This window comes from Nonomuraea sp. NPDC051191, assembly GCF_044455665.1.
Classification (GTDB): Bacteria; Actinomycetota; Actinomycetes; order Streptosporangiales; family Streptosporangiaceae; genus Nonomuraea.
This window is the reverse complement of the sequence record NZ_JBITEZ010000005.1, coordinates 430,207-457,075: the sequence shown is the minus strand read 5'-3', so window position 1 is coordinate 457,075 and position 26,869 is coordinate 430,207. Positions and strand designations below refer to the sequence as shown.

Sequence of the window (26,869 nt, the reverse complement as noted above, 5' to 3'; positions counted from 1 at the left end):
GGAACGATCTCCCTCGCTGCGTTTAACGAGCTCAGCATGCCCCTTTGACGGGGAGATGTGGGGATTTCGGGTACTTTTATGCTAATTTGTAATGTCGCAATCACGGTCTGTAATTGCATGTTTCATCAGCGTTACGGTCTTGACTCCAAATGAACCACCCCAGCCCGAAATTTCAGGACTGGGGCGGTTCTATGGCGGGATGTCCGGCTTGCTGCCGTCACCGTCTAGCCGGCGATGTTGCCCTTGCGATATTCGAGCGCCTTGGCCGCGTCGTACTTGTTGTCCTTGTCGTACTGGTAGACCCCGATCGTCGCGATCGACGGGTCACCGGCGTCGTTGAAGTCCACCGGGCCGCTCACGCCGTCGTAGTCGATGTCCTTGCCCGCCTTGAGCAGGTCGGCGCAGGACTTGAAGTCCTGGCACTTCTCGCCGCCCTTGCTGACCTCGATCAGCTTGGGGGCCAGCGCGGTGCCCGAGTCGTCCTTGGCCGCCTCGGCCGCCAGGGCGAGCAGCGTCGTCGCGTCGTACGACTCCGCGGCGTAGGTGTAGTTCGTCAGCTTCGGGTTCACCGTGAGCAGCCGCTTCTGGAACGCCTCCGGCGCCGCCGCACCCGGGATCGTGCCCTTGACGCCCTTGAGCGTGCCCTTGGGCATCTTGAGGTAGTTGGAGTTCGACATGTTGCCGTCCACCATGTACCACTTGACCTTGTCGGCCGTCAGACCCTGCTTGACCAGCTCCTGCACGACCTTCGCCGTCTCCTCGAAGCCGATCAGCACGATCGCCTTCGGGTTCTTGGCCTTGACCTTGGCCACGTCCGCGGAGAACTCGGCCGCCTTCGGGTCGTAGTCGACGCGCTCGACCACGGTCGCGCCGGCCTCCTCGGCGGTCTTGGTCACCTGGTCGGCCAGGCCCGAGCCGTAGGAGTCCTGCATGGCCAGGATGCCGACGGTGTCGTTGCCGTCGGCGGCCACCAGGTCACCCAGGACCCGGCCCTGCAGCTTGTCCGGCGGCGCCGTACGGAAGTACAGGCCCTGGTCGTTGATCGTGGTGAACTTGTCGGAGGTGTTGGCCGGCGAGAACTGCACCACGCCCGCCCGCGTGATCTTGTCCACGATCGACTCCGACACCGACGAGGACGCCGCGCCGATGATCGCGTCGGCCTTCTGGCCGAGCAGCTTGTCCACCGACTGCGAGGCGATGTTGGTCGTGGTGTCGCCCGAGTCGGTGTCGATCTTCACCACCGGCTTGCCGAGCACGCCCCCGGCGTCGTTGATCTCCTTGAGCGCCAGATCGACCCCGGCGAATTCGGGTGGTCCCAGATATGCGAGATTGCCCGTCTGGGGCAGCACGGTGCCGATCGTCAGCGTGCCGTCCCCCTTGGCCGCGGCGGCCGAGGAGGGCTTCACGGACGCGGCTCCGGTGGCGCCCGTCCCGGCGGTCGTGCCGCCGGTCGAACATGCCGCCAGTGCCAGGCTCGCCGCTGTGGCGACGGCCAGCGCGCGGGAAATGCGGATCATCGAAAGCGTCTCCGTTCGAGATGAGCGGACCTTCCGTCCGCCCATCAGCATGCGCCGGGACGCCTGCGCCGAAAGAAGCCGAAGCCGGTTGGATGCCCAGTCGTGACCGGGTCACAACCCGCGGGGCTAAATCACCTGATATAGGCCCTTTTCACGCCCGCTCGGCCGCGTCGTCTATAACGATCTGAGCAACCTCCCGCATGCTCAGCCGCCGGTCCATCGACGCCTTCTGGATCCACCGGAACGCCTGCGGCTCGGTCCAGCCGTGCTGGGCCATCAGCTGGCCCTTGGCCCGCTCGACCAGCTTGCGGGTCTCCAGCCGCTCCGAAAGGCTGGACACCTCCGCGCTCAGCGCCACCATCTCCTCGTGCCTGCTGACCGCCATCTCGATCGCCGGCACCAGATCGGCCTTGGTGAACGGCTTCACCAGGTAGGCCATCGCCCCCGCGTCACGCGCGCGCTCCACCAGGTCACGCTGGGAGAAGGCGGTGAGGATGAGGCACGGCGCGATCCGGTCGGCCACGATGCGCTCGGCCGCCGAGATGCCGTCGAGCACGGGCATCTTCACGTCGAGGATGACGAGGTCGGGCCGCAGGTCGGCGGCGAGCTGGATCGCCTGCTCCCCGTCACCGGCCTCGCCCACGACGACGTAACCGTCCTCCTGGAGCATCTCCTTGAGGTCGAGGCGGATCAGGGCCTCGTCTTCCGCGATCACTACTCGCCGCTGCGTACTCACGAGCAGAAGAGTACAGACGTCCGGTAGATTAGATCCACGCCGGTGCGGCCTCGGGCATTACGCTGCGAGATCACCAACCGGACGAAACCGCCCCGGTAGACCAACGGCAGAGTCGATGGCCTCAAAATCCATACAGTGTGGGTTCGAATCCCACCCGGGGCACCGGCCTGACCGCCCGGCCCCCTCGTAGGCCGGGCGGTTTTCGCTTTTCCGCCCCCGACCGCCGTCATGACGACCGCACCGGGCTTCCTGTACACGCGTGTCCCCGACTGCCGGATCGACGCGTGGGCCCGAACTCCTGACCGGGTCAGGGCGTCCAGGAGGGTGAGCGGCCGAGGAGGGCGATCACGCGGTCGAGGGCCGTGGCGGTGTCGCCGGGCTCGACGCCGGGCAGGAACGCCTTCCCCGGACCGCGCGAGACCGGCGTGTCGGGCACCTGCGCGGCCAGCGGGAGGGCGGCCTCGGCGAGGTCGTCGTCGACGTTGGGCGGCACGGCCAGCGCCTTGGCGAGGTCCCAGTCGTGCACGACGCAGTCGATGAAGTGGAAGCCGATCGCCATGGCCGCCGGGAACGGGCCGCCGTCACGGATCTCGGGCAGGAAGAAGGCCCGGTCGAGCACGCCGTCGGCGGCGAAGGCGTCGACGACGGCCCGCGCCGAGGCGGCGTACTCGGCCACCGGGTCCTCGCCCAGGGCACGCGGCCGCCAGCTCGCCGGCTCCGAACGCGCGCCCGAGGCCGCCACGGCGAACCCGTGGTTCTGCACGATCTGGTGTTCCAGCAGGTCGCGGACGGCCCATCCGGCGCAGGGCGTCCGCCGGTCGAGGTCGGCGGGCTTGATCGTGTTCACCAGGTCGACGGTGGCCCGCACCGACCGCCGGTTGAGCTCGATGATGTCTGCCAAGGCACTGTCCCGTCGTCGTCGAAGAACCCACCGGTCGGCCCGTCCGGCCCGAGGGTGGCCAACCTGACGATGATGTCGGCCCCTCCGTGGCGGTGCGAGTGGTTTTCGGCGGCATCTCCTGGGGGCGCAGGTCGTCACGGCCGTGGTGGGCGGGATTTCGCAGGCGGTTCGCCGGGAATAGTCCTGTGTGACGAGTTACGACCCACGAGACGGGGGTGGCGGGGGATGCCGTTGAGCGTGACCGAGCGGGAGGCGTTCCTGGCCGAGCCGCACATCGCGAGCCTGGCGGTGGAGACGGGCGCGGGACGGGCGCCGCTGGCCGTGCCCGTCTGGTACGACTACGTCCCGGGCGGGGAGCTGAGGTTCCTGACCGACAGCGAGTCGCACAAGGCGCGGCTGGTGGCGAAGGCGGGCCGGTTCACGATGCTGGTCCAGCGGATCAGCCCGACCTACCGGTACGTGTCGGTCGACGGCCCGGTGGTGCGGTCCGACCCCACGACGGTCGAGGAGCTGACCCGCATCGCGGCCCGCTACCTGCCGCAGGAGGCGGTGTCGGGCTACGTGCACGGCTCGGACCTGCACGTCCTGGTGACCTTCAGGATGCGTCCCGAGCGGTGGCTGTCGGCGGACCTGGGCTCCTTGGGCTGACCGGGCGCCCGGTATTTTTGGCCTGTGACTGCTATCGATCCCACCTCCACCGGCGCCCACGGCGTCGGCCTCGCGACCATCGCCGACGACGGCACCGTTCTCGACACCTGGTTCCCGGCTCCCGAGCTGGGCGAGCCGCCCGTGACGGGCACCGAGCGGCTCTCCGCCGAGGAGGCCGGCGAGCTGGCCGCGCTGACCGGCCGCGACGTGGCGCGGGGCGTCGAGGTGGTGGCGGTGCGCACGGGCCTCGCCAAGCTCTCCGAGCCGCCGGTCGACGCCCACGACGTCTACCTGCGGCTGCACCTGCTCTCCCACCGTCTGGTCCGGCCGCACGGCGTGAACCTGGACGGCCAGTTCGGCCTGCTGGCGAACGTCGTGTGGACGAACTTCGGGCCGTGCCCGGTGCCCGGCTTCGAGCGCACGCGGCTGCGCCTGCGGAGCAGGGGCGTGGTGACGGTGTACGGCGTGGACAAGTTCCCGCGCATGGTCGACTACGTGCTGCCGGAGGGCGTGCGGATCGCCGACGCCGACCGGGTGCGGCTGGGCGCCCACCTGGCCTCGGGCACGGTGGTCATGCACGAGGGCTTCGTGAACTTCAACGCCGGCACGGTCGGCACGTCGATGGTCGAGGGGCGTATCTCGGCCGGCGTGGTGGTCGGCGACGGCTCCGACGTCGGCGGCGGCGCCTCGATCATGGGGACGCTGTCGGGCGGCGGCAAGCAGGTCATCTCGATCGGCGAGCGCTGCCTGCTGGGCGCGAACGCCGGCATCGGCATCTCGCTGGGCGACGACTGCGTGGTGGAGGCGGGCCTCTACGTCACGGCGGGCACGCGGGTCACGCTGCCCGACGGGAAGGTGGTCAAGGCGGCGGAGCTGTCCGGCTCGAACGGGATCCTGCTGCGCCGCAACTCGCAGTCGGGCGCGGTGGAGGCACTCCCCCGCACGGGCTCCGGCATCACCCTCAACGCCGCCCTGCACGCCCACTGAATCACTGCTGTGCTCGCGGGCCCCCTCCGGTTCCACGGCGGGGGCCCACAGGGCGCCGCGTCACGGCGGCGCGCCGGTGCGGGGTCTGCGGGCGTCTCCTGGAGGACCCCCGGCCGGAACGCGGGTCAGTTGGCGTGGGAGACCGCGGAGCCGATGGTGTGCACCCGCAGCGCGTTGGTGCTGCCCGGCGTGCCGGGAGGCGAGCCGGCCACGATGACCACCTTGTCGCCCTTCTCCAGCCGCCCGAGCGACAGCAGCGACGCCTCCACCTGCCGCACCATGTCGTCGGTGTGGTGCACGAACGGCACGTGGAACGTCTCCACCCCCCACGTCAGCGAGAGCTGCCCGCGCACGTGCGGGGCCGAGGTGAAGGCCAGCAGCGGGATCGGCGAGCGGTAGCGGGCCAGGCGGCGGGCCGTCTCCCCCGACATGGTGAACGCGATCAGCGCCTTGGCGCCGACGATCGCCCCGACCTCGGCCGCGGCCCTGGCGATGGCGCCGCCGGTGGTCTCCGGCATGCGCTCCAGGGTGTGGGTGGCGTGCAGGGACGACACCTCGGCGGCGCAGGCGATGCGGTCCATCGTGGAGACGGACTCGATCGGGTAGCTGCCGACCGACGTCTCGCCCGACAGCATGACGGCGTCGGCGCCGTCCATGACGGCGTAGGCGACGTCGCTGGCCTCGGCGCGGGTGGGGCGCGGGGCGCTCATCATGGAGTCGAGCATCTGGGTGGCGACGATGACCGGGCGGGCCTTCTCGCGGCACAGCCCGATGATGCGCCGCTGCACGATCGGCACCTGCTCCAGGGGCAGCTCGACGCCGAGGTCGCCGCGGGCGACCATGATGCCGTCGAAGGCCTCGACGATCTCGGGCAGGCGCTCGACGGCCTGCGGCTTCTCGATCTTGGCCAGCAGCGGCAGGCGGACGGCCTCCTGCTCCATGATGTTGCGCACGACGTCGGCGTCGGAGGGACGGCGGACGAAGGACAGCGCGATCATGTCGAAGCCGGTGCGCAGCGCCCAGCGCAGGTCGGCCTCGTCCTTGTCGGTGAGGGCGGGGGCGCTGACGTTGATGCCCGGCAGGTTGAGGCCCTTGTTGTTGGAGATCATGCCGCCGATGACGACGCGGGTGGTGACGCGGTCACCGTCGACGCGGGTGGCCTCCAGGACCAGACGGCCGTCGTCGACCAGGATCGTGTCACCGGGACGCACGTCGCCGGGCAGGCCCTTGTAGGTGGTCGAGACCTGCTCGCGGTCTCCGGGGACGTCTTCGGTGGTGATGGTGAAGACGTCGCCGAAGCCGAGGCGCACCGGCCCTTCCTCGAAGGTGCCGACGCGGATCTTGGGGCCCTGCAGGTCGGCGAGCACGCCTACGCCGCGGCCGAGGTCGGCCGCCACCTCCCGGACCCGGTCGTAGACCTCTCTGTGCATGTCATGGTCGCCATGACTGAGGTTGAACCGTGCCACGTCCATGCCCGCGGAGATCAGCTCGTGGAGGCGTTCTTTGGACGAAGTGGCTGGGCCTAGGGTGCAGACGATTTTCGCGCGACGAGTCACGAGTCCTACCTTAATTGGTACAGACCACTTGGCAGTCACTGACGACGGAGAACGTACCCGACGTAGGAGAACAACACGAGAACGGTGAGTCCCAGCCGTACCAAGTTCGCGTACTGTTCAGGGTAGATCACGCCTTGGATGTAGTGGTCCACGAAGCCGCTCGGCGGCAGGCCACGAACCCGCCCACGGCCACATGGGCGAGGAAGGCGAAGTCCGTCACCATCACCGCGTACGCGAGCAGGCGGTACATCATGGCTCTATGGTGGCCGCCTTCCAGGCGTTCACGACGCCGTGCCCGTAGAAGCCGTTCTTGGCCGTGTCGCCCTCGCACTCGTGGGTCTCGCTCTCGCCGTACATCTTGTAGACGTAGGCGCGAGGTGTGGGGCAGGCCATGTGGGTGGCGGTCCGGTAGAGCAGGTCCTCGACGGTGGCGGGGTCCATGGACAGGCCGCCGGGGCCCGGCTTGCCGAAGCGGCTGATCAGGATCGCCGCGACGCCGGTGGCGTGCGGGGCGGCCATGGAGGTGCCGTCGAGGTACTGGTAGTAGGAGCAGGTTCCCTTGTGGCAGTCGCGCACGACGTCGGCGCCCTTGGGCTTGCCGGAGGCGTCGATCCGGCCGGCGGCCTTGAGCACGTGCTCGGGGGCGGCGGCCAGGATCGACCGGACGGCCTCGGCGCCCTTGCCGTCCAGCGCGTCGCCGCCGGGGGCGGCCACGTCGGTCTGCTCCAGGCCGTAGTCGCTGTAGATGGCCTTGCGTCCGGACGGGCCGACGGCTGAGACCGAGATCACACCCTTGGACTCGGCGGGCACGTTGATGCATGAGTTGTCTATCTTGCGGGTCTTCTCCTCGCCGCGCGGGTAGCCGGGGCTCTGCTTGTCGGCCGTGGGGCGTCCGAGGTCGGTCGAGCCGTTGCCGAGGGCGGAGACGAGCGTGACGCCCTTGCCGCGGGCGTAGTCGAGGGCGCGCTGCATGCCGACGACGACGGCCTTCTGTTCGAGCTGCTGCTTCCTGGTGTCGGCCTTGTTGGCGGCGCAGTTGAACAGCCAGGGGTCGACGTAGTAGCTCATGTTGACGACGTCCACGCCGATGTCGGCGGCGTAGGTGAGGGCGTCGAGGCTGGGCTTGAGGAAGAAGAAGCCGGAGTCCTGGCCGGCCCTGATGCTGACGAGCTGCACGCCCGGGGCGACGCCGGCGATGCCGATGCCGTTGATCGGGGAGGCGATGGTGCTGGCGACGTGGGTGCCGTGGCCGTCGTCGTCCTCGTCCACGGGGTCCTTGCAGGAGGGGACCTCGCAGGGGCCGTCCAGGGTCTCGCCGCGCTCGTCCTTGGGCTTGTCGGTGACGAAGTTGCGGCTCAGCTCGCGGTTGAAGTTGGGGGCGATGTCGGGGTGCCTGCCGTCGATGCCGGTGTCGATGACGCCGACCAGCACCTTCCTGCTGCCGGGGACCTTGGTGTTGGCCCGGTCGGCGCCGATCATCTTCATGTCCCACTGGAGGTGGGCCAGCGGCTCCCGGGCGGCGCCCGCCATGGATCCGGCGTCGGGGAAGCCCCCGCCCGTCGGGCGTCCGGCTCGGGAGGAGGTGGAGCCGATGACGCGGCGGTCGGGAGAGACGCCGACGATCGCCGGGTCCGCGCCGACGCTCTCGGCGAAGCCGTCGCCGCCGCCCTCGGTGAGGACGTAGCCGAGCTTGCCGTCCTCCTCGACGACCGTGCCGCCGGCGCGCTTGACAGCCTCCAGGGCCTGGCTCTGCTTGCCGTCGGCGTAGAAGACGAGGTTCTGGTTCTGGCCGGTGCGGGAGCCGGTGGTGGCCTGCGCGGAGCCGGTGGGGCCGTCCTGCGCGGGCCGGTCGGAGGTGGCGCGCTCGCCGGCGGCGGCCGAGCACGCGGTCAGCGCGGCGGCGACGGCCAACGCCGTCAGGCCAGAGGCGACTCGCCGCATTGCTCCCCCGTCCACCGACTGTCGCAGAATCTGCATCTTCCCGACACTCCACGGCTGATGCAACTTCAGTACGAAATTTCGGTCGATGGGGGTTATGCGGGCCGTGGGCGTTCTTCCCCAGGGCCCGCTGTGCCGTCAGGTGTCGCGGTGCAGGCGCACGTTCGGCAGGAAGGCCAGCAGGACGGCGCCGACCAGCATGATCGGCGACACCCAGGCGAAGACCCCGGTGATCGCCTCGGCGAACGCCGGCCGTACCGACTCCGGCATCGCCCCCACGGACCCCGAGTCGAGGGCCGCCCGCCCCAGCCCGCCGCTGAAGACGCCCCCGAGCACGGCCACCCCCACGGCGCCGCCCACGTTCCTGGCGAAGGACACCACCGAGGTGGCCGCGCCCCGGTCGGCGGCGGGCGCGGCGACCTGGACGGCCAGCATCAGGTTCTGCAGCACCATGCCGAGCCCGATCCCGAACACCACCATGTACAGCCCGGACGTGACCGCCCCCGTCCCCAGCTCCATGGTGGAGAACAGGAACGCGGCCACCGTCGCCAGCACCGCCCCGGTCACCACGACCCACTTGTACGTCCCCATCCGGGTCACCACCCGCCCCGCCACGGCCGAGGACGCGATCAGGCCCGCCATCAGCGGAAGCAGCAGCAGCCCCGAGTTCGACGCGCTGGCCCCGGCGGCCAGTTGCAGGTAGAGGGGCAGGAAGGTGGCCGCCCCCACCATCCCGGTCGCCACCAGCACGATCGTGACCGTGGCGATCGTGAACGTACGGTCGCGGAACAGCCCGAGCGGCAGCACCGGCTCCTTGGCCGTACGCTCCACCAGCACGAACAGCCCCGTCAGCACGACCGCCCCCGCGCCCAGCCCGAGGACGACCGGCGAGGACCACGCGTACGTCGTCCCGCCCCACGAGGCCAGCAGCGTCAGGCAGGTCAGCACCCCGGAGATCAGCGCGGCCCCGGGCCAGTCGATCCGGTGCGGCGAGGTGCGGCGCGGCAGCCGCAGCACGGCGAACGCGACCGCCAGCGCGACGGCCCCGAGCGGCAGGTTGATGTAGAAGATCCAGCGCCAGGAGATGTGCTCGGTGAGGTAGCCGCCGATGACCGGGCCGAGCACGGCGGCCACGCCGGTCACCGCGCCGAACAGGCCCTGGAACTTGGCGCGCTCGCGCGGGGTGGCGATGTCGGCCGAGATCGCCAGGGTCAGGACCATGAGGCCGCCGGCGCCGATGCCCTGGAAGGCGCGGAAGGCGATGAGCTGGGCCATCGTCTGGGCGAGCCCGCACAGAGCCGAGCCGAGGAGGAACAGGGCGATGGCCGACAGGTACAGGCGGCGGCGGCCGTACATGTCGCTGAGCTTGCCGTAGAGGGGCGAGACGATGCCGGAGGTCAGGGAGAACGCCGTGACCAGCCAGGACACACTCTCAAGGCCGTCCAGCTCGCGCACGATGGTAGGGGTGGCCGTGGCCACCACGGTCTGGTCGACGGCGGCCAGGAACAGGCACAGCAGGAGCGAGCCCATGCTGAGCAGGAGGCCGCGCCGCGGTCCGGCCTCCTGGGCGATTGTCGATACCATTCAGTTGTCTCCTTGCTTCTTTCGCGAGGGCAGGAGGAATCCGCGGCGGTCGGGGGTGCCACCCCGATCGCCGCTTCTCTTCTAGATGGGTCAGAGTCCGCGTTCGATCAGCGCGAACGCCTCGTCGAGCAGTTCTTCGACCGGCTCGTCCGTCGCCGCCGACTCCTGGATGGCGGAGATCACGGCGCCGATCGTGGTGATGAGCAGCATCCGGGCGTGGATGCCGCTCGTGACTCCGGGCCGGGCCCTGACCGCGCCGAGGACCGTCTCCATGATCTGGGTCTGGTCGACGGCGCGCGCCCTGGCGGCCAGCTCGGGATAGCGGTTGTTGAGCTCCATGAACGGCTGCATCGTGTCCCAGACCGGGCGCATGCGCACGGCGAGCTCCCGGGCCACCGCCTTGAGCGACTGGAAGGCGGGCTCGTCGGGCGGACGTTCGCCGAGCAGGCCGACGATGTCGTCCGGCCGCCAGACCGGTTCCATGACGAGCGCCTCCTCCTTGGAGGCGAAGTAGTTGAAGAACGTGCGGGGCGAGATGTCGGCCACCGCGCTGACGGCCTCGACGGTCACGGCGTCGAGGCCCTCGTCGAGCGCCAGCCGCACCGCGGCCAGCCGGATGGCCTGCCGCTTCTCGGCCCGGCGGCGCTCACGGCGCTGCTCCGGACTCTCCATGCGTTGCACTCTACGCAAGCTTTGCACACTCTGCAAGTCTTGCAGACTGTGCAAATAACGAAGGGCCCCGGAGCCGTCCGGCTCCGGGGCCCTTCACCGCAGGTCAGACCAGCGGACGCGCCGTCGGCAGGATCGGGTACGGCAGCGCCGTCTCCCCGCTCAGGTACCGGTCGACGCCCGAGGCGGCCGAACGGCCCTCGGCGATGGCCCACACGATGAGCGACTGCCCGCGGCCCATGTCACCGGCCACGAACACGCCGTCCACCTTCGACATGTACGTCTTGTCCCGGGCGACGTTGCCGCGGGCGTCGTAGAAGCCCTCGCCCGCGACCTCGGCCAGGTCCTCCAGCAGGGCGCCCTTCTCCGGCCCGAGGAAGCCCATGGACAGCGTGATCAGGTCGGCCGGGATCTCCCGCTCGGTGCCGGGGACCGGCTTGAAGCCGTTCTGCGGCCCCTCGACCTCGACCAGGCGCAACGCCCTGACGTTGCCGTCCTCGTCGCCGACGAACTCGGTGGTGGAGACCGCGTAGACACGGTCGCCGCCGCCGTCGGCCAGCTCCTCGTGCGCGCTCTCCATCTTGAACAGGATGGGGAACGTCGGCCACGGCTGGCCGCCCGGCCGGGAGGCCGGCGGCCGCGGCATGATCTCCAGCTGGGTCACCGACGCGGCGCCCTGCCTGATCGCGGTGCCGATGCAGTCGGCGCCGGTGTCGCCGCCGCCGATCACCACGACGTGCTTGCCCTCGGCCGAGATCGGCGAGACCGCGTAGTCGCCCTCCTGGACCTTGTTGGCCGGCGGCAGGTACTCCATCGCCTGGTGGACGCCCTTGAGATCGCGCCCGGCGACCGGCAGGTCACGCCACTGGGTGGCGCCGCCCGACAGCACCACCGCGTCGAACTCCTCGCGCAGCTCGGCGGCGGTGACGTCGACGCCGACGTTCACGCCGGTGCGGAACCGGGTGCCCTCGGCCCGCATCTGCTCCAGGCGCCGCTCGATGTGGCGCTTCTCCATCTTGAACTCGGGGATGCCGTAGCGCAGCAGGCCGCCGGCGCGGTCGGCGCGCTCGAACACCACCACGTCGTGCCCGGCCCTGGTGAGCTGCTGGGCGGCGGCCAGGCCCGCCGGGCCCGAGCCGACCACGGCCACCTTCTTGCCGGTGCGGACCCGAGGCGGCTGCGGGGTCACCCAGCCCTCGGCGAACGCGCGGTCGATGATCTCGACCTCGACCCGCTTGATCGCCACCGGGTCGGAGTTGATGCCGAGCACGCACGCGGCCTCGCACGGAGCCGGGCAGAGCCTGCCGGTGAACTCCGGGAAGTTGTTCGTGGCGTGCAGCCGCTCGATCGCCTCGCGCCAGTCGGTGCGGTGGACGAGGTCGTTCCACTCGGGGATGAGGTTCCCGAGCGGGCAGCCGTTGTGGCAGAACGGGATGCCGCAGTCCATGCAGCGGGCCGCCTGCCTGGTCAGCTTCTCCTGCGGGAAGTCCTGGTAGACCTCCCGCCAGTCGCTGATGCGGACGTCGACCGGGCGGCGCGCCGGCAGCTCCCGCTCGTGCGTGAGAAAACCCTTGGGGTCAGCCATCGAGTACGCCTCCCTAGCCCTGAACCGCAGCCGCCATGACGGCCTCGTCGATGTCCCTGCCTTCGGCGCGGGCGGCCTCGGCGGCCTCCAGCACCCTCTTGTAGTCGGTCGGCATGATCTTGCCGAACCGGGCGAGCGCGGCGTCCCAGTCGGCCAGCAACTGCTTGGCCACCGGGGACGCGGTCTCGGCGAAGTGCTTCTCGACCGTCTCCTTCAGGAACTCGCCGTCCTGCTCGGTCAGCGTCTCGACGGCGACCATCTCGCGGTTGACCCGCTCGGGCCGCGGGTCGAGCAGGTAGGCGACGCCGCCGGACATGCCGGCCGCGAAGTTGCGCCCGGTCTGGCCGAGCACGACCACCCGGCCGCCGGTCATGTACTCGCACCCGTGGTCGCCCACGCCCTCGACGACCGCCGTCGCGCCGGAGTTGCGCACGCAGAAGCGCTCGCCGACCACCCCGCGGACGAACACCTCGCCGGACGTGGCGCCGTACAGGGCGACGTTGCCGGCGATGATGTGGCCGTCGAGCGGGGCCTCCTCGTGCGGCCGGACGGTGATCCGCCCGCCCGACAGGCCCTTGCCGAGGTAGTCGTTGGCGTCGCCGGTCAGGCGCAGCGTGATCCCGCGGGGCAGGAACGCGCCGAAGGAGTTGCCCGCCGAGCCGGTGAAGCCGATGTCGATGGTGTTGTCGGGCAGGCCCTTGCCGCCGTACCGCTTGGTCACCTGGTAGCCGAGCATGGTGCCGACCGTGCGGTTGACGTTGCGGATGGGCAGCTCCAGCGTGACCTGCGTGCCCTCCTTGAGCGCGCCCTCGGCGAGCTGGATCAGGGTGTTGTCGAGGGCGTGCTCCAGGCCGTGGTCCTGCTCGACGGTGCGCCGCTTGGGCGTGCCCTCGGGCAGGTCGGGCTGGTGCAGGATCGGGGACAGGTCGAGGCCGCCGGCCTTCCAGTGGTTCTCGGCGGCCGTCGTGTCGAGCATCTCGACGTGTCCGATCGCCTCGTCGAGCGTGCGGAAGCCCAGCTCGGCCAGGTACTCGCGGATCTCCTCGGCGATGAACTCGAAGAAGTTGACCACGAACTCGGGCTTGCCGCTGAAGCGCTTGCGCAGCTCGGGGTTCTGCGTCGCCACGCCCACCGGGCAGGTGTCGAGGTGGCAGACCCGCATCATCACGCAGCCGGAGACGACCAGCGGGGCGGTGGCGAAGCCGTACTCCTCGGCGCCCAGCAGGGCGGCGATGACGACGTCGCGGCCGGTCTTGAGCTGGCCGTCCACCTGCACGACGATGCGGTCGCGCAGGTTGTTCAGCAGCAGCGTCTGCTGGGTCTCGGCCAGGCCGAGCTCCCAGGGCGCGCCCGCGTGCTTGAGCGAGGTCAGCGGCGAGGCACCGGTGCCGCCGTCGTGGCCGGAGATGAGCACCACGTCGGCGTGGGCCTTGGACACGCCCGCCGCGACCGTGCCGACGCCGACCTCGGCGACGAGCTTCACGTGGACCCTGGCCTCCGGGTTGGAGTTCTTCAGGTCGTGGATGAGCTGGGCCAGGTCCTCGATCGAGTAGATGTCGTGGTGCGGCGGCGGCGAGATGAGGCCGACGCCGGGCGTGGAGTGGCGGGTCTTGGCGATCCACGGGTAGACCTTGTGGCCGGGGAGCTGGCCGCCCTCGCCGGGCTTGGCCCCCTGAGCCATCTTGATCTGCAGGTCGGCCGCGTTGACCAGGTATTCGCTGGTGACGCCGAACCGGCCGGAGGCCACCTGCTTGATCGCCGACCTGCGGGTGGTGTCGTACAGGCGCTCGGGGTCCTCGCCGCCCTCGCCGGTGTTGGACTTGCCGCCGAGCCGGTTCATCGCGATGGCGAGCGTCTCGTGCGCCTCCATCGAGATCGAGCCGTACGACATCGCGCCCGTGGAGAAGCGCTTGACGATGCTCTCGACGGGCTCGACCTCGTCGAGCGGGATCGGCTGCCCCTTGCGCAGCCTGAACAGGCCGCGCAGGGTCATCAGCCGCTCGGCCTGGGAGTCCACGAGGCTCGTGTACTCCTTGAAGATCTCGTAGCGGCGGGTGCGGGTGGCGTGCTGCAGCTTGAAGACGGTCTCGGGGTTGAACAGGTGCGGCTCGCCCTCGCGCCGCCACTGGTACTCGCCGCCGACCTGGAGCCTGCGGTGGGCGTTCTCCGCCCGGGGGTAGGCGTGGCGGTGGCGCTGGGCGGTCTCCTCGGCCAGCACGTCGAAGCCGACGCCGCCCAGGCGGGACGTCGTGCCGGTGAAGCAGGCGTCGATGACCTCCTGGCTCAGGCCGAGCGCCTCGAAGATCTGCGCGCCGGTGTAGGAGGCCACCGTGGACACGCCCATCTTGGACATGACCTTGATGACGCCCTTGCCGTACGCCTTGATCAGGTTGCGGACGGCCTTGTGCTTGCCGATCTGGAGCGCCCCGGTGTCGACCAGGTCCTCGACGGTCTCGATCGCCAGGTACGGGTTGACCGCGCCGGCGCCGTAGCCGATGAGCAGCGCCATGTGGTGGCACTCGCGGGCCTCGCCGGTCTCGATGACCAGCCCGATCTTGGTCCGGGTCTTCTCCTGGATCAGGTGGTGGTGCACCGCGCCGGTGAGCAGCAGCGACGGGATCGGCGCGAGCGCGTCGGAGGAGCCGCGGTCGGACAGCACGATGATGCGCGCGCCGTCCGCGATGGCCGCCGACGCCTCGGCCCTGATCTCGGCCAGGCGGCCGAGCAGCGCCTGGCCGCCGCCCGCGACCTCGTACAGGCCGCTGATGACGTGCGGGTGGAAGCCCGGCAGGTCGTGCTCGTCGTTGATGTGGATGATCTTGGCGAGCTCGTCGTTGTCGATCACCGGGTACGGCAGCACGAGCTGGCGGCAGGAGGTCGGGCCCGGGTCGAGCAGGTTGCCCTCGGGGCCGAGCACACTGGCCAGCGAGGTGACCAGCTCTTCCCGGATGGCGTCCAGCGGCGGGTTGGTGACCTGCGCGAACAGCTGCGTGAAGTAGTCGAACAGCAGCCGCGGCTTCTCGCTCAGCACCGCGACCGGCGTGTCGGTGCCCATCGAGCCGATCGGCTCGGCACCGGACCTGGCCATCGGCGACAGGATGATCCGCAGCTCTTCCTCGGTGTAGCCGAAGGTCTGCTGCCTCTTGACCAGCGCCTCGTGCGTGGGGATCTCCCGCTGGCGCGCCGGCAGCTCCTCGAACCTGACCAGCCCGGCGTGCAGCCACTCCTCGTACGGGAGCTCGGCGGCCAGCTCGGCCTTGATCTCGTCGTCCTCGATGATCTTGCCGCGGGCGGTGTCGATGAGGAACATGCGGCCCGGCTGCAGGCGGCCCTTGCGGACGACGTCCTCGGGCTGGAAGTCGAGCACGCCGGCCTCGGAGGCCAGCACGACCAGCCCGTCGGCGGTCACCCAGAAACGCCCCGGACGCAGGCCGTTGCGGTCGAGCACGGCCCCGGCCAGGGTGCCGTCGGTGAACGTGATCGAGGCCGGGCCGTCCCAGGCCTCCATGAGGGAGGAGTGGAACTCGTAGAAGGCGCGGCGCGCCGGATCCATCTCGGTGTGGTTCTCCCACGCCTCGGGGATCATCATCAGCACCGCGTGCGGCAGGCTCCGGCCGCCGATGTGCAGCAGCTCCAGGGCCTCGTCGAAGCTGGCGGTGTCGCTGCCGTCGGGGTCGCAGATCGGGAAGAGCCTGGAGATGTCGCCCGGGATGTGGGCGGAGGACAACATCGCCTCGCGGGCCCGCATCCAGTTGCGGTTGCCCTTGACGGTGTTGATCTCGCCGTTGTGCGCCACGTACCGGTAGGGGTGGGCCAGCGGCCAGCTCGGGAACGTGTTGGTGGAGAAGCGCGAGTGCACCAGCGCGATCGCGCTCTCGTAGCGCTCGTCGCCGAGGTCGGGGAAGAACGGCTCGACCTGGTCGGGCGTGAGCATCCCCTTGTAGACCACCGTGCGGGCCGACAGCGAGGGGAAGTAGACGTCGGCCTCGTGCTCGGACCGCTTGCGCAGGCAGAAGGCCAGCCGGTCGAGGTCGAGGCCCTGCTCGCCGCCGGGGCTCGCCACGAAGAGCTGGGCGAAGTGCGGCATGACGGCGCGGGCGCTCGGGCCCGGCAGGGCGCGGTCGACGGGGACGTCCCGCCAGCCCAGCACCGTGAGGCCCTCCTCGGCCGCGATCTCCTCGATCAGGCCGGTGGCGACGCCCCTGGCCTGCTCGTCGGCCGGCAGGAAGACGAGGCCGGTCGCGTACGCGCCGGCCTCGGGCAGCGCGAACGGCACGACCGCGCGGTAGAACCCATCGGGGATCTGCGTCAGGATCCCGGCTCCGTCGCCGGTGTCCGGCTCGCTACCCTTGGCTCCCCTGTGGTCGAGATTGCACAACGCCGTCAGCGCCTTGACCACGATCGTGTGCCCCCGGCGTCCGGCGACGTCCGCGACCATGGCGACACCGCAGGCATCATGCTCGTTGGCGGGGTGGTAGAGGCCCTGAGGCTCGGGGAATCCGAGGTGGGCAGCAGGCATTGAATCCCTCCCGTCGTCTTCGTCTGTCAAGAACTGCTCTACAGGCGGGGACGACGTTGGCCCTGCTGCATATCGTGGGTAGAGATTACCGCACGCTGCCGGAATGGTGCCCGCCGCGTCCGCATTGCGAACATTGCGCACGGTTCCAGCATCCGAACCCGCCATCCCAAACCCCGGACCAGGCCATGAGAATCCCCAGGTCACGCCCCTGCCGCCCCATGGCCCTCACAGACCCCTGAAGCTCCTCCCGAACGGGCCCGGCCCACCCGGCGGACGGCCGGAGCCGGCCCCGCCCCTCGATAGGGTTGGCGCATGGATCGTGACGGGGTGGAGCGCCTTCTCGCCGAGGCCGGGGTCGACGGCAGGCGGCTGCGGCACGCCCTCACACTCCTGTGCGACGGCCAGTGGTGGTCCCTGGCCGACCTGGTCAGGCAGACCGCCACCTCCAGGCGCACGATCGAGGCCCTGCTGCGCGAGGTGCGCCTGGAGCGCTCGGGCGACCGGTTCCGGGTGGCGCCGGGCGACACGCCCGCCTACCAGGACCTGCTGGCCATGGCGCCGCCTCCCGAGGACCCGGTGGCCCACCTGCTCCCCCACTACCCCGACGTGCTCGAACGCCTGACCGCGCTGGTCGCGGGCGCGCCGCGGGCCCGCCACGTGCTCGACCACGTCTCGGCCACGCCGGAGACGGCGCTGCGGCGCGCGCTGCTGCTCGGGGCGCGGTTCTGGCTGCCGGGGGCGCGGCTGCTGTGCGTCGGCGACCACGACCTGACCTCGCTGGCCGTCAAGCTGGTCCATCCCGAGACCGACGTCACGGTGGTCGACGTCGACGAGCGCATCCTGGCCTACATCGACGAGCAGGGGCTCGGGGTCCGCACCCGCTGGGCCGACCTGCGGCTGGGGCTGCCGGCCTCGGCCCGGGAGCACGATCTGGCGTTCACCGACCCGCCGTACACGCCGGAGGGCATCGGGCTGTTCGCGGCGCGCGCCCTGGAGGGGCTGAAGGACGACGGACGGGTGCTGGTGGCGTACGGCGCCAGCGAGCGTACGCCGATGCTGGCCTTCAAGGTCCAGCAGGCGTTGTCGGAGCTCAACCTCACCTACGAGGCGATTTACCCTGATTTCAATAGATATTTCGGGGCGGAGGCGATCGGGTCGGCGGCCGATCTCTACCTGCTGCGGCCCACGAGCAAGACCCGCCCGGCGGTGAACGCCCGGCTGGGCCGTCAGGCCACGGCCATCTACACGCAGGGCCCCCAGTCGGTCGAGTCGGCCCCCACGGCGCACGCGGCGCCCGATCTGGCCGGGTTCGAGGCCGACCTGCTGGTGGGCGAGTGGCCCAAGGAGGCGGCCCAGCCGCGGGTGCGGCTGTCGACCTGGCTGGCCAAGCCCTACGCGGCGGCCGCCGAGCGGGTTGCCGTCGCGCTGCCGCCCGGGTTGGAGGCCGCGCTGCCCCGCGTGCTGCTCGCCACCCGCGCCACGCACGTACGCGTGTGGGGGGCCGACCTGCCGCCGCTGCCCGACGCGCTGTCCGCCGTCTACGAGTCGCGCCGCACGGGCGGGGCGCTCGACGCCGTACGCCGTCCGCAGCCCGCCGGAGCGGCCGACGCGGTGCTGCGCCGGATCCTCGACAACGGCCACGCCAAGCTGGCCAACACCTGGCGGGAGGCGCTCATCGCGGCGGCCCGCGACCAGGGCACGGCCCTCACCAAGAACGAGGCCCGCGCCCTCATCCGCCAGACCGCTCCCTGGTCCGACGACCTGACCCCCCTGGAAGCGCCCCTCCACCGCCTGACCGGCCTCCCGGCCGCCGTCTCCACCACCGTCACCGCCCTCACCACGACCACCCCCTGACCCCTTCGACGGGACGACAGCGGGCGGTCAGGTGGCGGCGAGGATGCGGTCCTGGACCACGCGGCCGAGGCCGTCGAGGGCGACGAGTGCGGTGACCAGGTCGTCGGCGGAGGCCGTGCCGCCCGCCCAGCTCACCGTCACGTAGTGGCCCATGGCACGCGCCTGGGCACGGCTGCGGGCGGCGTCGAACGCGGCGTCCTGGCGGACGAAGCCGTCCTTGCCGAGGGCGGCCACCAGCGCGTCGGCCGCGCGCCCGTCGGGCAGGTTGAAGATGGCGAACTGCCCGGCCAGCCCGCCGCCCTCGTACGCGGCCCCCAGCACCTGCGTGCACCCGGCCGCCGAGGCGCCCCACAGGACCTCGTCGCAGTCGGCGCGCTCCTGCGTGGAGAGCCGCCGCAGGGAGCCGAGCGTCTCGGTCTGGGCGGTGAAGACCTCCTGCACGGTCAGCGGCGCGGCGTCGGCCTGGCGGGAGTCGACGGCCGCGTAGAAGTCCGAGGTGGGCTCGCCCCGGAAGGCGGCCGGCCGCGGCTCCCCCGGACGCAGCCACCACCACCCGGCCACCGCGACCGCCAGAACCCCCAAGGCCACCCCGGCCACGACGACCGCACGACGCGACCTCCTGGGCGGCGCTCCGGCGGTCCCGTCCGCGTGAGCGGAGGTCACGAGGCCGGTCCCGTGATCGCGACGACCCGGCGGTAGACGGACTTCTCCGCGCCGCGCAGCGCCAGGGTGACGGAGACGAAGTCGTCCCTGGCGGTGGGGTCGAGGCCGTCGGTCTTGCCGATCCAGACGAGGCCGACGTAGTGCCCGAGCGCGTAACCGCCGCCCTCGGAGTAACCGCCCGCCGGGAAGGACGCCTTCGAGGACGTCAGAGGGCGTGCCCAGCCGCCCCGGTAGAGGGTCTTCAGGGATTCGACCAGCTCGCCGGCCGACTGGCCGTCCTTGAGGTTGAGCAGCGTGTACTGACCGACGTAACGGCCGTCGGAGCTGGTGTACAGGCCGCGGGCCGCCTGGAGGCAGCCGGCGTCGGACACCTTCTCCAGCAGGGTCGTGCCCCACAGGGCGGCCGAGCAGTCGGCGTCGATGCGCTTGGCGGCGAGCTTGAGCTTGAGCTTCTTGGAGACCGCGAGCTCGCTCTGCGCGAACACCTCCTTCTCGGTGAGGTCGCGGCTGTCCTTGCTCCTGTCGGCCAGGGAGGCGAACAGCTTGGGCGAGCTCCAGCCCTGGTAGGACACGGGGAAGGCGGCGTCCGGGCCCAGGACGGCGGCGTTGGCCTGGCGCTCGGGGGTGTAGTCGCCGAGCGAGCTGACGACCGCCACCAGCCCCGTCGCGCCCGCGACGACGCCGATGACCGTGGCGATGATGACGATCAGCCGCTGCTGATCGGGGCGCAGGCCCCACTCGGTGAGCACCGGGAACTGCCAGTCGGAACGCGGCGTCCGGCGCCGCTTGCGCGTCCCGGAGCCGGTCGCCGGCTCCGCCTGCTCCCCGGACGGCCGCGACGCTCCCGTCGCCCCGAAGGCCCCGAAACCGTCGGCCTGCTCGTCACCGTCCGCGGCGGCGCCGCGCCGTCCCTGCCGGGGCTGCTCGCCGGTGTCCGTGGCCGCGGCGCGACGGCCCGACCGGGCGGCCTCCGCCAGGTCGTCCATGCTCGCGGCCCAGACGGCGTCATCGCTGTCGGACGCACGCCTCCGCCCGCGAGCCCCTTCCCCGCCCTCCTGGGAACGTCCGCCCCTGGACGCCCCCGCGCCGTCCTGGGAACGTCTCCCGCGCGAACGTCGCCCACGCGGCGCGGCGGCCTCGTCGGCGGGACGAGCCGCCCACTGAGCATCAGAACCCTGCGAATCGGCCTGAGCCGCCCATTGAGCATCCGACCCCTGAGAACCGGCGGCCCACTGCGCGTCCGACACCTGAGCTGCCCACTGCGCGTCCGAGCCCTGAGGGGCGGTGTGCGGGGATCGCGGGCCATCGGGGCCCTGCGGGGCAGTGTGCGGGGGCCACGGGCCGTCGAGTCCTTGGGGGGCGGTGTGCGGGGGCCATGCGGCGTCGGGCCCTTGGGGGGCGGACGGGCGGGATGCCCAGCCCGCGTCCGGGGACTGTTGGGGGCGGGCGGCGCGGCGGGCCGCCCAGAGGTCCTGGCCCCCCTCGCCACCGCTCACCTGCTGCTCAGGAGGCGCGGCCTCGGCGGCGCGGGCGGCGGAACGGCGGCGGGCCCTCCCGGACCCCGATCCACGCCCGCCACGCCCTCCTCCCATGCCACCGGAACGACCGACGCCAGAAGCGCCACCACCGGAAGCGCCAGCGGCGGCACCGCCGCCACGGCCGGCGCCACCGCCTCCGACACCACCGCCGCCGGCACCACCTGAACCGCCATAAATGCCAGAAGTGCCCGCAGAACCGCCGGTGCCGGAAGCGCCGCCGGGATCGCCAGGGCCACCGGAGCCGGAACCGGACCCGGAGCGTCTTCCCGATCTCACAGTCCCGACGCCCCGATCAACTTGCCCAGCCCGAACGTGATCCCCGCCGCGACCGCGCCCACCACGAGCTGACGCAACCCCGAGTACCACCAGCTGCGCGCCGTCACGGCGGACACCAGCGCGCCCGCCCCGAACAACGCCGCGCACGACACCACGGCCGACACGGTAAGCCCCTCGACTCCGAACAAGTACGGCAGGAGCGGCAGCACCGCCCCCACACTGAACGACACGAACGACGACACCGCCGCCACCTTCGGCGAGGGCAGCGCGCCGGGAACGACACCCAGCTCGTTCTGGGTGTGGACCTCAAGGGCCCGCTCGGGGTTGCGGGAGATCTGCGTGGCCACCGCGGTGGCCAGCTCGGGCTCCACCCCCTTGTCCACGAAGGACTGAGCCAGCTCGGCCAGCTCGGCCTCCGGGTTGCCCGCGAGCTCCCGCTTCTCCACGGCGATCTCGGCCTGGGCCAGCTCGCGCTGGCTGGCCACGGAGACGTACTCGCCGCCCGCCATGGACAGGGCTCCGGCCGCCAGCCCGGCCACGCCGCTGAGGGCGACGACCTTGGTGCTGGTGGTGCCGCCCGCGACACCGGCGATGAGCGCGAAGTTCGACACCAGGCCGTCCATCGCGCCGAACACCGAGGGCCGCAACCAGCCCCCGCTGACGTCGCGATGGCGATGGTGGATCTCCGCGCCGCCGGTCATCGCGGGTTCGTCTCCTTCGTCGCGGACTCGGCGTCCGCGTCGGCGTCGGCCTCGCCGTGGGTGTCGGGGTCGGCGCCGGAGGGCTCGTCCCCGGCCGAGGTGGCCGGGCTGTCGTCCTCCTCCGGGCGCTCGGCCACGACCGCGGCCGGCGCGTCGGACGAGCCCGGGTCGGCCTGGCCGCTCTCGTGCGCCGGATCCACCGTCAGGTCGAGCGGCACGACCCTCTCCTCGGTGTCCTTGTTCCTGGTCAGCCAGAGGTAGACCAGCGCGCCGACGAACAGCACGATGGACGTCCACTGGTTGAGCCGCAGGCTGAGGAAGGTCACCGCGTGGTCGACCCCGCCGACCGGGTCGATGCGCAGCCCCTCGATCCAGAAGCGGCCGAGCGTGTAGCCCGCGACGTAGAGGGCGAACAGCCGCCCGTGCCGCAGCGCGAACCGCTTGCCCGCCAGGATGAGCAGGAAGCCGAGCGCGACGTCCCACAGCGACTCGTACAGGAAGGTCGGGTGGTACAGGACGCCCGGCTCGCCGCCGTGGTCGACGTCGATCTCCAGGCCCCACGGCAGCGTGGTCGGGCTGCCGTAGAGCTCCTGGTTGAACCAGTTGCCCCAGCGGCCGATGGCCTGCGCGAAGGCGATGCCCGGCGCGACCGTGTCGGCGACGGCGCTCATGGAGATGCCGCGCTTGCGCACGGCCCACCACACGCCGACCCCGCCGAGCGCGATCGCGCCCCAGATGCCGAGACCGCCCTCCCAGATGAACAGGGCCTGGTACGGCTCCTTGATCGCACGGCTGCCGAAGTAGGTCTGCCAGTCGGTGATGACGTGGTAGAGCCGACCGCCGATCAGGCCGAAGATCACCGCGGGGACGGCGATGTCGATGATCGTCCCCTTCTGGCCGCCGCGAGCGACCCAACGCCGCTCGCTCAGCCATACGGCGACGACGACGCCGAGCACGATGCACAGTGCATAGGCCCGGATCGGGATGATTCCGAGATACCAGACCCCCTGGGAAGGGCTGGGAATCGAGGCTAGGGGCATGTCAGGTGAGGGTAGCGCAGCCTGCGGCTACTTGGCGGCCTTCGTGACCGCATCGCGAAGTTGCTGCGGCGAGAACGCCGCCTCGCCGATGCTGGTGCCGTTGAGCTTCACGGTGGGCGTGCCCTCGATCGCCTGCTTCTCCATGATCTTCGCACTGTCGGTCAGCACGGCGGGCGCGTGCTTCTGGGACGTGACGCAACTCTCGAAATCGGGCGAGGTGACACCGGCCTCCTTGCCCCACGTGACGAGCTGGTCGGTCTTGAAGCCCTCGACGGTCTCGGCCGGCTGGTTCTTGTAGATCAGGTCGTGGAAGGCCATCCACTGCTTGCCGTCGGCCACGCAGCGGGCGGACGCCGCCGCGCGCACGGAGTTGCCCTTCGTCGGCTCCCTGGAGAAGATCGTGATGGGATGGAAGACGACCTTGGCCTTGCCCTCGGCGGCCAGGTTCTTGAAGGTCTGGCCGCTGACGCGCTCCAGCTCCTTGCAGACCGGGCACTGGAAGTCCTCGTAGATGTCGACCACCGGCTGGGTCACGCCCGCCTGGGCCATCACGGCGCTGCCGTCGGGCTGCACGGTGATCGGCGCGAGCCCGGCCCCGGCCTCCTCCGACTTGGAGGAGCTGATGGTGTACCAGGCGCCGAGGCCGACGGCGGCCACCGCGACCACTGCGGCGGTCGTGTAGGTCACCACTTTCTTGCGCCGCTCCTGGGCGCGTGCGGCGGCCTGCTGCTCTCTGATCTTGTCGCGCGCCGACATGTTCCGGTCAGACTTGGTGCGCTGGGCTTTGCTCATCCTCGATCTCCTCGTCACCTGGTTCCTCGTCACCTGTTTCCTCGGCACCCGCCAGTCCGAGCGCCCCGTCGAGGGCGAACCGTCCCGGCGGGAAGCGGACCGTCCACGCGCCGAGCAGCACCAGGCCGAAGTCGCGCAGGATGTCGAGCAGATAGGCCGGCTCCTGTCCTGACTCCAGCTGGCCGCCGCCGCCGAAGCAGCCGCAGTCGATCCGCAGGCCGTGCGCCCAGGCCCAGGCGATGCCGAACACGAAGGCGAACATGAGCAGCGCGGCGATCACCGCGGCCACCCTGGTCAGCAGACCGACGACCAGCAGCACGCCGACGACGATCTCCAGGATCGGCAGGATGTAGCCCACCATCTCGGCGATCGACTCGGGCAGCAACTGGTACGCCTTGACCGCGACCACCGAGTCGGACGGGTTGCCGATCTTCAGCGCGCCCGCCGCGATCAGCACGCCCCCCAGGATCAGCCGGGCGACGGTCGTCACCCAGGGTATCGCCGTTCTGCCGTTGCGTGACGGTTGTGACGCGACCACGGATGATCTCCTCTTTCTCTGCGCCGGGAATGCGCACAGTACCGGGACATCATCCGATCACGCTCGGGATAAGGGTCGGCTAAGACAGAGTCCCGTTCACTTCATGGTAGGAAGTCCACGATACTGCTGCGTCCGGAATTCGCTGGGCGGCAGACCGGCGCGGCGGGTGAACAACCTGGTGAAATACGCCGGGTCGGCATAGCCGACGCGCCGGGCCACGGCGGCCACGGGCAGGTCGGTGGTGGCCAGCAGGTCCTTGGCCCGGTTGAGCCTGATGGACAGCACGTAGTCCTTGGGGCTGCACCCGGCCAGCCGTCGTACGGCGCGGCGCAGCTCGGTCAGCGGCATACCGAGGCGCCTGGCGTGCTCGGCCACCGGCACCGGCAGGCAGGCGTCCCTGGCCAGCCCCGCCAGCACCGGATCGCCGTACGGGTCCTCGTCGGCGCGGGCGCGCCTGAGGGCGACCAGGACCTCGTGCACGATGGCCGAGGTCTCCACCTCCAGGTACGGTCCGCCCCTGCGGCACGCCTGGGCGATGCGGCCGATGGCGTGGGCGGCCGGTTCGGCCGTGGTGAGGGGGGTGACCGGGTTGTCCGCGTCCACGAAGCCCAGGTCCTGGTAGACGGCGGCGGAGGGGCCGGCGAAGTCGACGAACCACTCGTCCCAGCCGGCCTCGTCGGGCGCGTAGTGGTGGGACACGCCGGGCAGGAGCCAGATGACGGCCGGCGCCACGACGTCCACGACGGGCCCGTCGGCCTGGGAGAACCAGCCGCGGCCCGCGGTGACCAGGACGGCGACGTGGTGCTGCAGGGTACGCGGCCCGACCGTGGGCAGCCGCCCCTCCTGGCGCCCGACGCCGAGGCACACCAGGCCGAGCCCCCGGTGGGCGGGGCCGGGTGTGAGGTAGCGCATCCACTTGTCGTAGGGCGGCGTCATGCGGTCTCCGCGGGTGAGTCCAACAGGTTGACTGGGTTTGTCCATGGCCGCTGACCTGCGGTCTCGGCCAGGATGCGGGGCGCGAAATCCTACCGGAGGAAGAGTTATGGGTGTTTTCTCGGTCGAGAACGGAGTGTTCCGGCTCGACGGCGCGGACTTCAGGGTGTTGTCGGGGGCCATGCACTATTTCCGGGTGCATCCCGGGCAGTGGCGGCACCGGCTGGCGATGCTGCGGGCGATGGGCCTGAACACGGTCGAGACGTACGTGCCGTGGAACCTGCACGAGCCGCGCAGGGGCGAGTTCCGCCGGATGGAGGAGCTGGGCGCGTTCCTGGACGCGGCGGCCGAGGAGGGGCTGCTGGCGATCGTGCGGCCGGGGCCGTACATCTGCGCCGAATGGGACAACGGCGGCCTGCCCACCTGGCTCACCGGCCGGGTCAGGACCTCCGACCCCGAGTACCTGGGCCACGTGGACCGCTACTTCGACCGGCTGCTCCCGCAGGTCGCCGAGCGGCAGGTGACGCGCGGCGGCAACGTGATCATGGTTCAGGTGGAGAACGAGTACGGCTCCTACGGCAGCGACCAGGCCTACCTGCGCCACCTGGCGGACGGCCTGACGTCCCGGGGCGTCGAGGTGCCCCTGTTCACCTCCGACGGCCCCGCCGACTGGTACCTGACCGGCGGCACCCTGCCGGGCGTGCTGGCCACGGTGAACTTCGGCTCCGACCCCGACCGGGCGTTCGCCGTCCTGCGCGGGCACCGGCCTGACGACCCGCCGTTCTGCATGGAGTTCTGGTGCGGCTGGTTCGACCACTGGGGCCACAAGCACATGACCAGGGACGCCGGCGACGCGGCCGCCGTCCTGGAGCGCATCCTCGAACTCGGCGCGTCGGTGAACCTGTACATGGCGCACGGCGGCACCAACTTCGGCGCCCGGGCGGGCGCCAACCAGGCCGGCGAGCGGGCGATGGGCGACTGGCGGCCGACCGTGACCTCCTACGACTACGACGCGCCGATCGACGAGCGCGGGGCGCCGACCGAGAAGTTCTGGCGCTTCCGCGAGGTGCTGTCGCGGTACACGGGCGAGCCGCCCGCGGTGCCGCCGGTCCCGGACGTGCTGCCGCCGGCGACGCTGCGGCCCGTCCAGTCGGTGCCGCTGCTGGAGGCGCTGGAGGCGGTGGCGGGGCCCGAGACGCACGCGCCGGTGCCGCCGTCGTTCGAGGAGCTGGGGCTGGAGCACGGCCTGGTGCTGTACCGGGGGCAGGTGCCGGGGCCGCGGGGCGCGTACCGGCTGAGGCTGCCCGGGCTGCGTGACCGGGCGCACGTGCTCGTGGACGGCCGGCTCGCCGGGGTGTTCGAGCGCGACGCCGAGGAGCCCGAGGTGTCGGTGTCCGGCCCCGCCACGGTGGAGCTGCTGGTGGAGTCGATGGGACGGACGAACTACGGGCCGCTGACCGGCGAGAACAAGGGCCTGACCGGCGGGGTGCTGCACCACCAGCAGTACCTGAACGGGTGGAGCGCGCGGCCGATCCCGCTGGAGGACGTCTCGGCGGTGCCGTTCGCCGACGGCGCGGACGCCGGGCCGCGCTCGTTCTTCCGCTTCCTCCTGGAGGTGGACGAACCCGCCGACACGTTCCTGGCGCTGCCCGGCTGGGGCAAGGGGTACGTCTGGGTGAACGGCTTCTGCCTGGGCCGCTACTGGGACCGCGGCCCGCAGCGCACCCTCTACGTCCCGGCCCCGCTGCTGCGCGCCGGGACGAACGAGATCGTCGTCCTCGAACTCGACCAGGTGGGCCGGGCACTGGACCTCCGCACCACCCCCGACCTGGGCTGACCTCCGCCACCCCGCTCGGCACCTCCGAGATGAGCACGACGAAAAGGCGCGCCCCCG

Annotated in this window: 22 protein-coding genes and 1 tRNA gene; 6 read left to right on the top strand and 17 right to left on the bottom strand. The window is 71.3% G+C overall.

Annotated features, from left to right (window positions below):
• Positions 1 to 224: 224 nt before the first annotated feature.
• Together ACIA8R_RS17030 and ACIA8R_RS17025 are read right to left on the bottom strand one after the other, a co-directional pair.
• Positions 225 to 1,517, bottom strand: a complete 1,293-nt coding sequence (locus tag ACIA8R_RS17030) for an ABC transporter substrate-binding protein (RefSeq protein ID WP_397039085.1) — start codon at positions 1,515 to 1,517, stop codon at positions 225 to 227.
• A gap of 151 nt (positions 1,518 to 1,668) precedes the next feature.
• Positions 1,669 to 2,253: a response regulator gene (locus ACIA8R_RS17025; RefSeq protein WP_352327599.1), complete on the bottom strand. Its 585-nt coding sequence runs from the start codon at positions 2,251 to 2,253 to the stop codon at positions 1,669 to 1,671.
• An 89-nt stretch (positions 2,254 to 2,342) separates the two neighbouring features.
• Between ACIA8R_RS17025 and ACIA8R_RS17020 the strand changes: the two genes are divergently transcribed.
• Positions 2,343 to 2,415, top strand: a tRNA-Leu gene (locus ACIA8R_RS17020).
• A gap of 145 nt (positions 2,416 to 2,560) precedes the next feature.
• On the opposite strand, the gene ACIA8R_RS17015 is transcribed toward ACIA8R_RS17020, so the two are convergent.
• Positions 2,561 to 3,154 carry a TIGR03086 family metal-binding protein gene (locus ACIA8R_RS17015; protein ID WP_397039083.1) on the bottom strand — a complete coding sequence of 198 codons (594 nt, stop codon included), beginning with the start codon at positions 3,152 to 3,154 and terminating at the stop codon, positions 2,561 to 2,563.
• A 225-nt stretch (positions 3,155 to 3,379) separates the two neighbouring features.
• Here ACIA8R_RS17015 and ACIA8R_RS17010 point away from each other — a divergent pair, with 225 nt between their 5' ends.
• Complete coding sequence (locus ACIA8R_RS17010; RefSeq protein WP_364092698.1) at positions 3,380 to 3,802, top strand: pyridoxamine 5'-phosphate oxidase family protein; 423 nt, start codon at positions 3,380 to 3,382, stop codon at positions 3,800 to 3,802.
• A 24-nt stretch (positions 3,803 to 3,826) separates the two neighbouring features.
• Entirely contained in the window at positions 3,827 to 4,789 is a 963-nt protein-coding gene (gene dapD, locus ACIA8R_RS17005; protein WP_364092700.1) for a 2,3,4,5-tetrahydropyridine-2,6-dicarboxylate N-succinyltransferase, read from the top strand.
• A 125-nt stretch (positions 4,790 to 4,914) separates the two neighbouring features.
• Here dapD and pyk read toward each other — a convergent pair whose 3' ends face one another.
• From pyk to gltB, 7 genes are all read right to left on the bottom strand, one after another.
• On the bottom strand, positions 4,915 to 6,345 hold the full coding sequence (gene pyk / locus ACIA8R_RS17000) for a pyruvate kinase (RefSeq protein WP_357704405.1): 1,431 nt from the start codon (positions 6,343 to 6,345) through the stop codon (positions 4,915 to 4,917).
• 127 nt (positions 6,346 to 6,472) lie between these two features.
• Complete coding sequence (locus ACIA8R_RS16995) at positions 6,473 to 6,598, bottom strand: hypothetical protein (protein WP_397039081.1); 126 nt, start codon at positions 6,596 to 6,598, stop codon at positions 6,473 to 6,475.
• Entirely contained in the window at positions 6,595 to 8,286 is a 1,692-nt protein-coding gene (locus ACIA8R_RS16990; protein ID WP_397039079.1) for a S8 family peptidase, read from the bottom strand. The genes ACIA8R_RS16995 and ACIA8R_RS16990 overlap by 4 nt, the downstream gene beginning before the upstream one ends.
• 135 nt (positions 8,287 to 8,421) lie before the next feature.
• Positions 8,422 to 9,867, bottom strand: a complete 1,446-nt coding sequence (locus tag ACIA8R_RS16985) for an MDR family MFS transporter (RefSeq protein WP_397039078.1) — start codon at positions 9,865 to 9,867, stop codon at positions 8,422 to 8,424.
• Between the two features lie 90 nt (positions 9,868 to 9,957).
• Positions 9,958 to 10,539 carry a TetR/AcrR family transcriptional regulator gene (locus tag ACIA8R_RS16980; RefSeq protein WP_397039076.1) on the bottom strand — a complete coding sequence of 194 codons (582 nt, stop codon included), beginning with the start codon at positions 10,537 to 10,539 and terminating at the stop codon, positions 9,958 to 9,960.
• 103 nt (positions 10,540 to 10,642) lie between these two features.
• Positions 10,643 to 12,121 carry a glutamate synthase subunit beta gene (locus ACIA8R_RS16975; RefSeq protein WP_357704395.1) on the bottom strand — a complete coding sequence of 493 codons (1,479 nt, stop codon included), beginning with the start codon at positions 12,119 to 12,121 and terminating at the stop codon, positions 10,643 to 10,645.
• A 13-nt stretch (positions 12,122 to 12,134) separates the two neighbouring features.
• Positions 12,135 to 16,640: a glutamate synthase large subunit gene (gene gltB / locus ACIA8R_RS16970; protein WP_397039074.1), complete on the bottom strand. Its 4,506-nt coding sequence runs from the start codon at positions 16,638 to 16,640 to the stop codon at positions 12,135 to 12,137.
• 312 nt (positions 16,641 to 16,952) lie between these two features.
• Here gltB and ACIA8R_RS16965 point away from each other — a divergent pair, with 312 nt between their 5' ends.
• Complete coding sequence (locus ACIA8R_RS16965) at positions 16,953 to 18,494, top strand: bis-aminopropyl spermidine synthase family protein (RefSeq protein WP_397039073.1); 1,542 nt, start codon at positions 16,953 to 16,955, stop codon at positions 18,492 to 18,494.
• Positions 18,495 to 18,521: 27 nt separating this feature from the next.
• On the opposite strand, the gene ACIA8R_RS16960 is transcribed toward ACIA8R_RS16965, so the two are convergent.
• Both ACIA8R_RS16960 and ACIA8R_RS16955 read right to left on the bottom strand, forming a co-directional pair.
• Positions 18,522 to 19,157: a hypothetical protein gene (locus ACIA8R_RS16960; protein WP_397039071.1), complete on the bottom strand. Its 636-nt coding sequence runs from the start codon at positions 19,155 to 19,157 to the stop codon at positions 18,522 to 18,524.
• Positions 19,154 to 20,143, bottom strand: a complete 990-nt coding sequence (locus ACIA8R_RS16955; protein ID WP_397039070.1) for a hypothetical protein — start codon at positions 20,141 to 20,143, stop codon at positions 19,154 to 19,156. The genes ACIA8R_RS16960 and ACIA8R_RS16955 overlap by 4 nt, the downstream gene beginning before the upstream one ends.
• A 450-nt stretch (positions 20,144 to 20,593) precedes the next feature.
• Between ACIA8R_RS16955 and ACIA8R_RS16950 the strand changes: the two genes are divergently transcribed.
• Positions 20,594 to 20,860 carry a hypothetical protein gene (locus ACIA8R_RS16950; RefSeq protein WP_397039068.1) on the top strand — a complete coding sequence of 89 codons (267 nt, stop codon included), beginning with the start codon at positions 20,594 to 20,596 and terminating at the stop codon, positions 20,858 to 20,860.
• A 107-nt stretch (positions 20,861 to 20,967) separates the two neighbouring features.
• Here ACIA8R_RS16950 and ACIA8R_RS16945 read toward each other — a convergent pair whose 3' ends face one another.
• From ACIA8R_RS16945 to ACIA8R_RS16925, 5 genes are all read right to left on the bottom strand, one after another.
• Entirely contained in the window at positions 20,968 to 21,672 is a 705-nt protein-coding gene (locus tag ACIA8R_RS16945) for a VIT1/CCC1 transporter family protein (RefSeq protein ID WP_364092719.1), read from the bottom strand.
• On the bottom strand, positions 21,669 to 22,712 hold the full coding sequence (gene lgt / locus ACIA8R_RS16940; protein WP_364092721.1) for a prolipoprotein diacylglyceryl transferase: 1,044 nt from the start codon (positions 22,710 to 22,712) through the stop codon (positions 21,669 to 21,671). The genes ACIA8R_RS16945 and lgt overlap by 4 nt, the downstream gene beginning before the upstream one ends.
• A gap of 27 nt (positions 22,713 to 22,739) precedes the next feature.
• A complete protein-coding gene (locus ACIA8R_RS16935; RefSeq protein ID WP_364092723.1) occupies positions 22,740 to 23,504 on the bottom strand; it encodes a thioredoxin domain-containing protein in 765 nt (254 codons plus the stop codon).
• Positions 23,476 to 23,994 (bottom strand): MauE/DoxX family redox-associated membrane protein, encoded by a 519-nt coding sequence (locus tag ACIA8R_RS16930; protein ID WP_357704377.1) that lies wholly within the window; start codon positions 23,992 to 23,994, stop codon positions 23,476 to 23,478. Before ACIA8R_RS16930 ends, ACIA8R_RS16935 begins: the two co-directional genes overlap by 29 nt.
• Positions 23,995 to 24,138: 144 nt before the next feature.
• Positions 24,139 to 24,978 (bottom strand): helix-turn-helix transcriptional regulator, encoded by an 840-nt coding sequence (locus tag ACIA8R_RS16925; RefSeq protein ID WP_357704375.1) that lies wholly within the window; start codon positions 24,976 to 24,978, stop codon positions 24,139 to 24,141.
• A 106-nt stretch (positions 24,979 to 25,084) separates the two neighbouring features.
• Between ACIA8R_RS16925 and ACIA8R_RS16920 the strand changes: the two genes are divergently transcribed.
• On the top strand, positions 25,085 to 26,812 hold the full coding sequence (locus ACIA8R_RS16920; RefSeq protein ID WP_397039066.1) for a beta-galactosidase family protein: 1,728 nt from the start codon (positions 25,085 to 25,087) through the stop codon (positions 26,810 to 26,812).
• Positions 26,813 to 26,869 lie beyond the last annotated feature (57 nt).

Excerpts from the sequence above, each read along its gene's own strand:
- ACIA8R_RS16945 (WP_364092719.1), bottom strand. The coding sequence starts at position 21,672 with ATGACCGGCGGCGCGGAGATCCACCATCGCCATCGCGACGTCAGCGGG.
- ACIA8R_RS16980 (WP_397039076.1), bottom strand. The coding sequence starts at position 10,539 with ATGGAGAGTCCGGAGCAGCGCCGTGAGCGCCGCCGGGCCGAGAAGCGG.
- ACIA8R_RS16925 (WP_357704375.1), bottom strand. The coding sequence starts at position 24,978 with ATGACGCCGCCCTACGACAAGTGGATGCGCTACCTCACACCCGGCCCC.
- ACIA8R_RS17010 (WP_364092698.1), top strand. The coding sequence starts at position 3,380 with ATGCCGTTGAGCGTGACCGAGCGGGAGGCGTTCCTGGCCGAGCCGCAC.
- ACIA8R_RS16995 (WP_397039081.1), bottom strand. The coding sequence starts at position 6,598 with ATGATGTACCGCCTGCTCGCGTACGCGGTGATGGTGACGGACTTCGCC.
- ACIA8R_RS16975 (WP_357704395.1), bottom strand. The coding sequence starts at position 12,121 with ATGGCTGACCCCAAGGGTTTTCTCACGCACGAGCGGGAGCTGCCGGCG.
- ACIA8R_RS17030 (WP_397039085.1), bottom strand. The coding sequence starts at position 1,517 with ATGATCCGCATTTCCCGCGCGCTGGCCGTCGCCACAGCGGCGAGCCTG.
- ACIA8R_RS16985 (WP_397039078.1), bottom strand. The coding sequence starts at position 9,867 with ATGGTATCGACAATCGCCCAGGAGGCCGGACCGCGGCGCGGCCTCCTG.
- gltB (WP_397039074.1), bottom strand. The coding sequence starts at position 16,640 with ATGCCTGCTGCCCACCTCGGATTCCCCGAGCCTCAGGGCCTCTACCAC.
- ACIA8R_RS16920 (WP_397039066.1), top strand. The coding sequence starts at position 25,085 with ATGGGTGTTTTCTCGGTCGAGAACGGAGTGTTCCGGCTCGACGGCGCG.
- lgt (WP_364092721.1), bottom strand. The coding sequence starts at position 22,712 with ATGCCCCTAGCCTCGATTCCCAGCCCTTCCCAGGGGGTCTGGTATCTC.
- ACIA8R_RS16990 (WP_397039079.1), bottom strand. The coding sequence starts at position 8,286 with ATGCGGCGAGTCGCCTCTGGCCTGACGGCGTTGGCCGTCGCCGCCGCG.
- ACIA8R_RS16965 (WP_397039073.1), top strand. The coding sequence starts at position 16,953 with ATGGATCGTGACGGGGTGGAGCGCCTTCTCGCCGAGGCCGGGGTCGAC.
- ACIA8R_RS16955 (WP_397039070.1), bottom strand. The coding sequence starts at position 20,143 with ATGGACGACCTGGCGGAGGCCGCCCGGTCGGGCCGTCGCGCCGCGGCC.
- ACIA8R_RS16935 (WP_364092723.1), bottom strand. The coding sequence starts at position 23,504 with ATGAGCAAAGCCCAGCGCACCAAGTCTGACCGGAACATGTCGGCGCGC.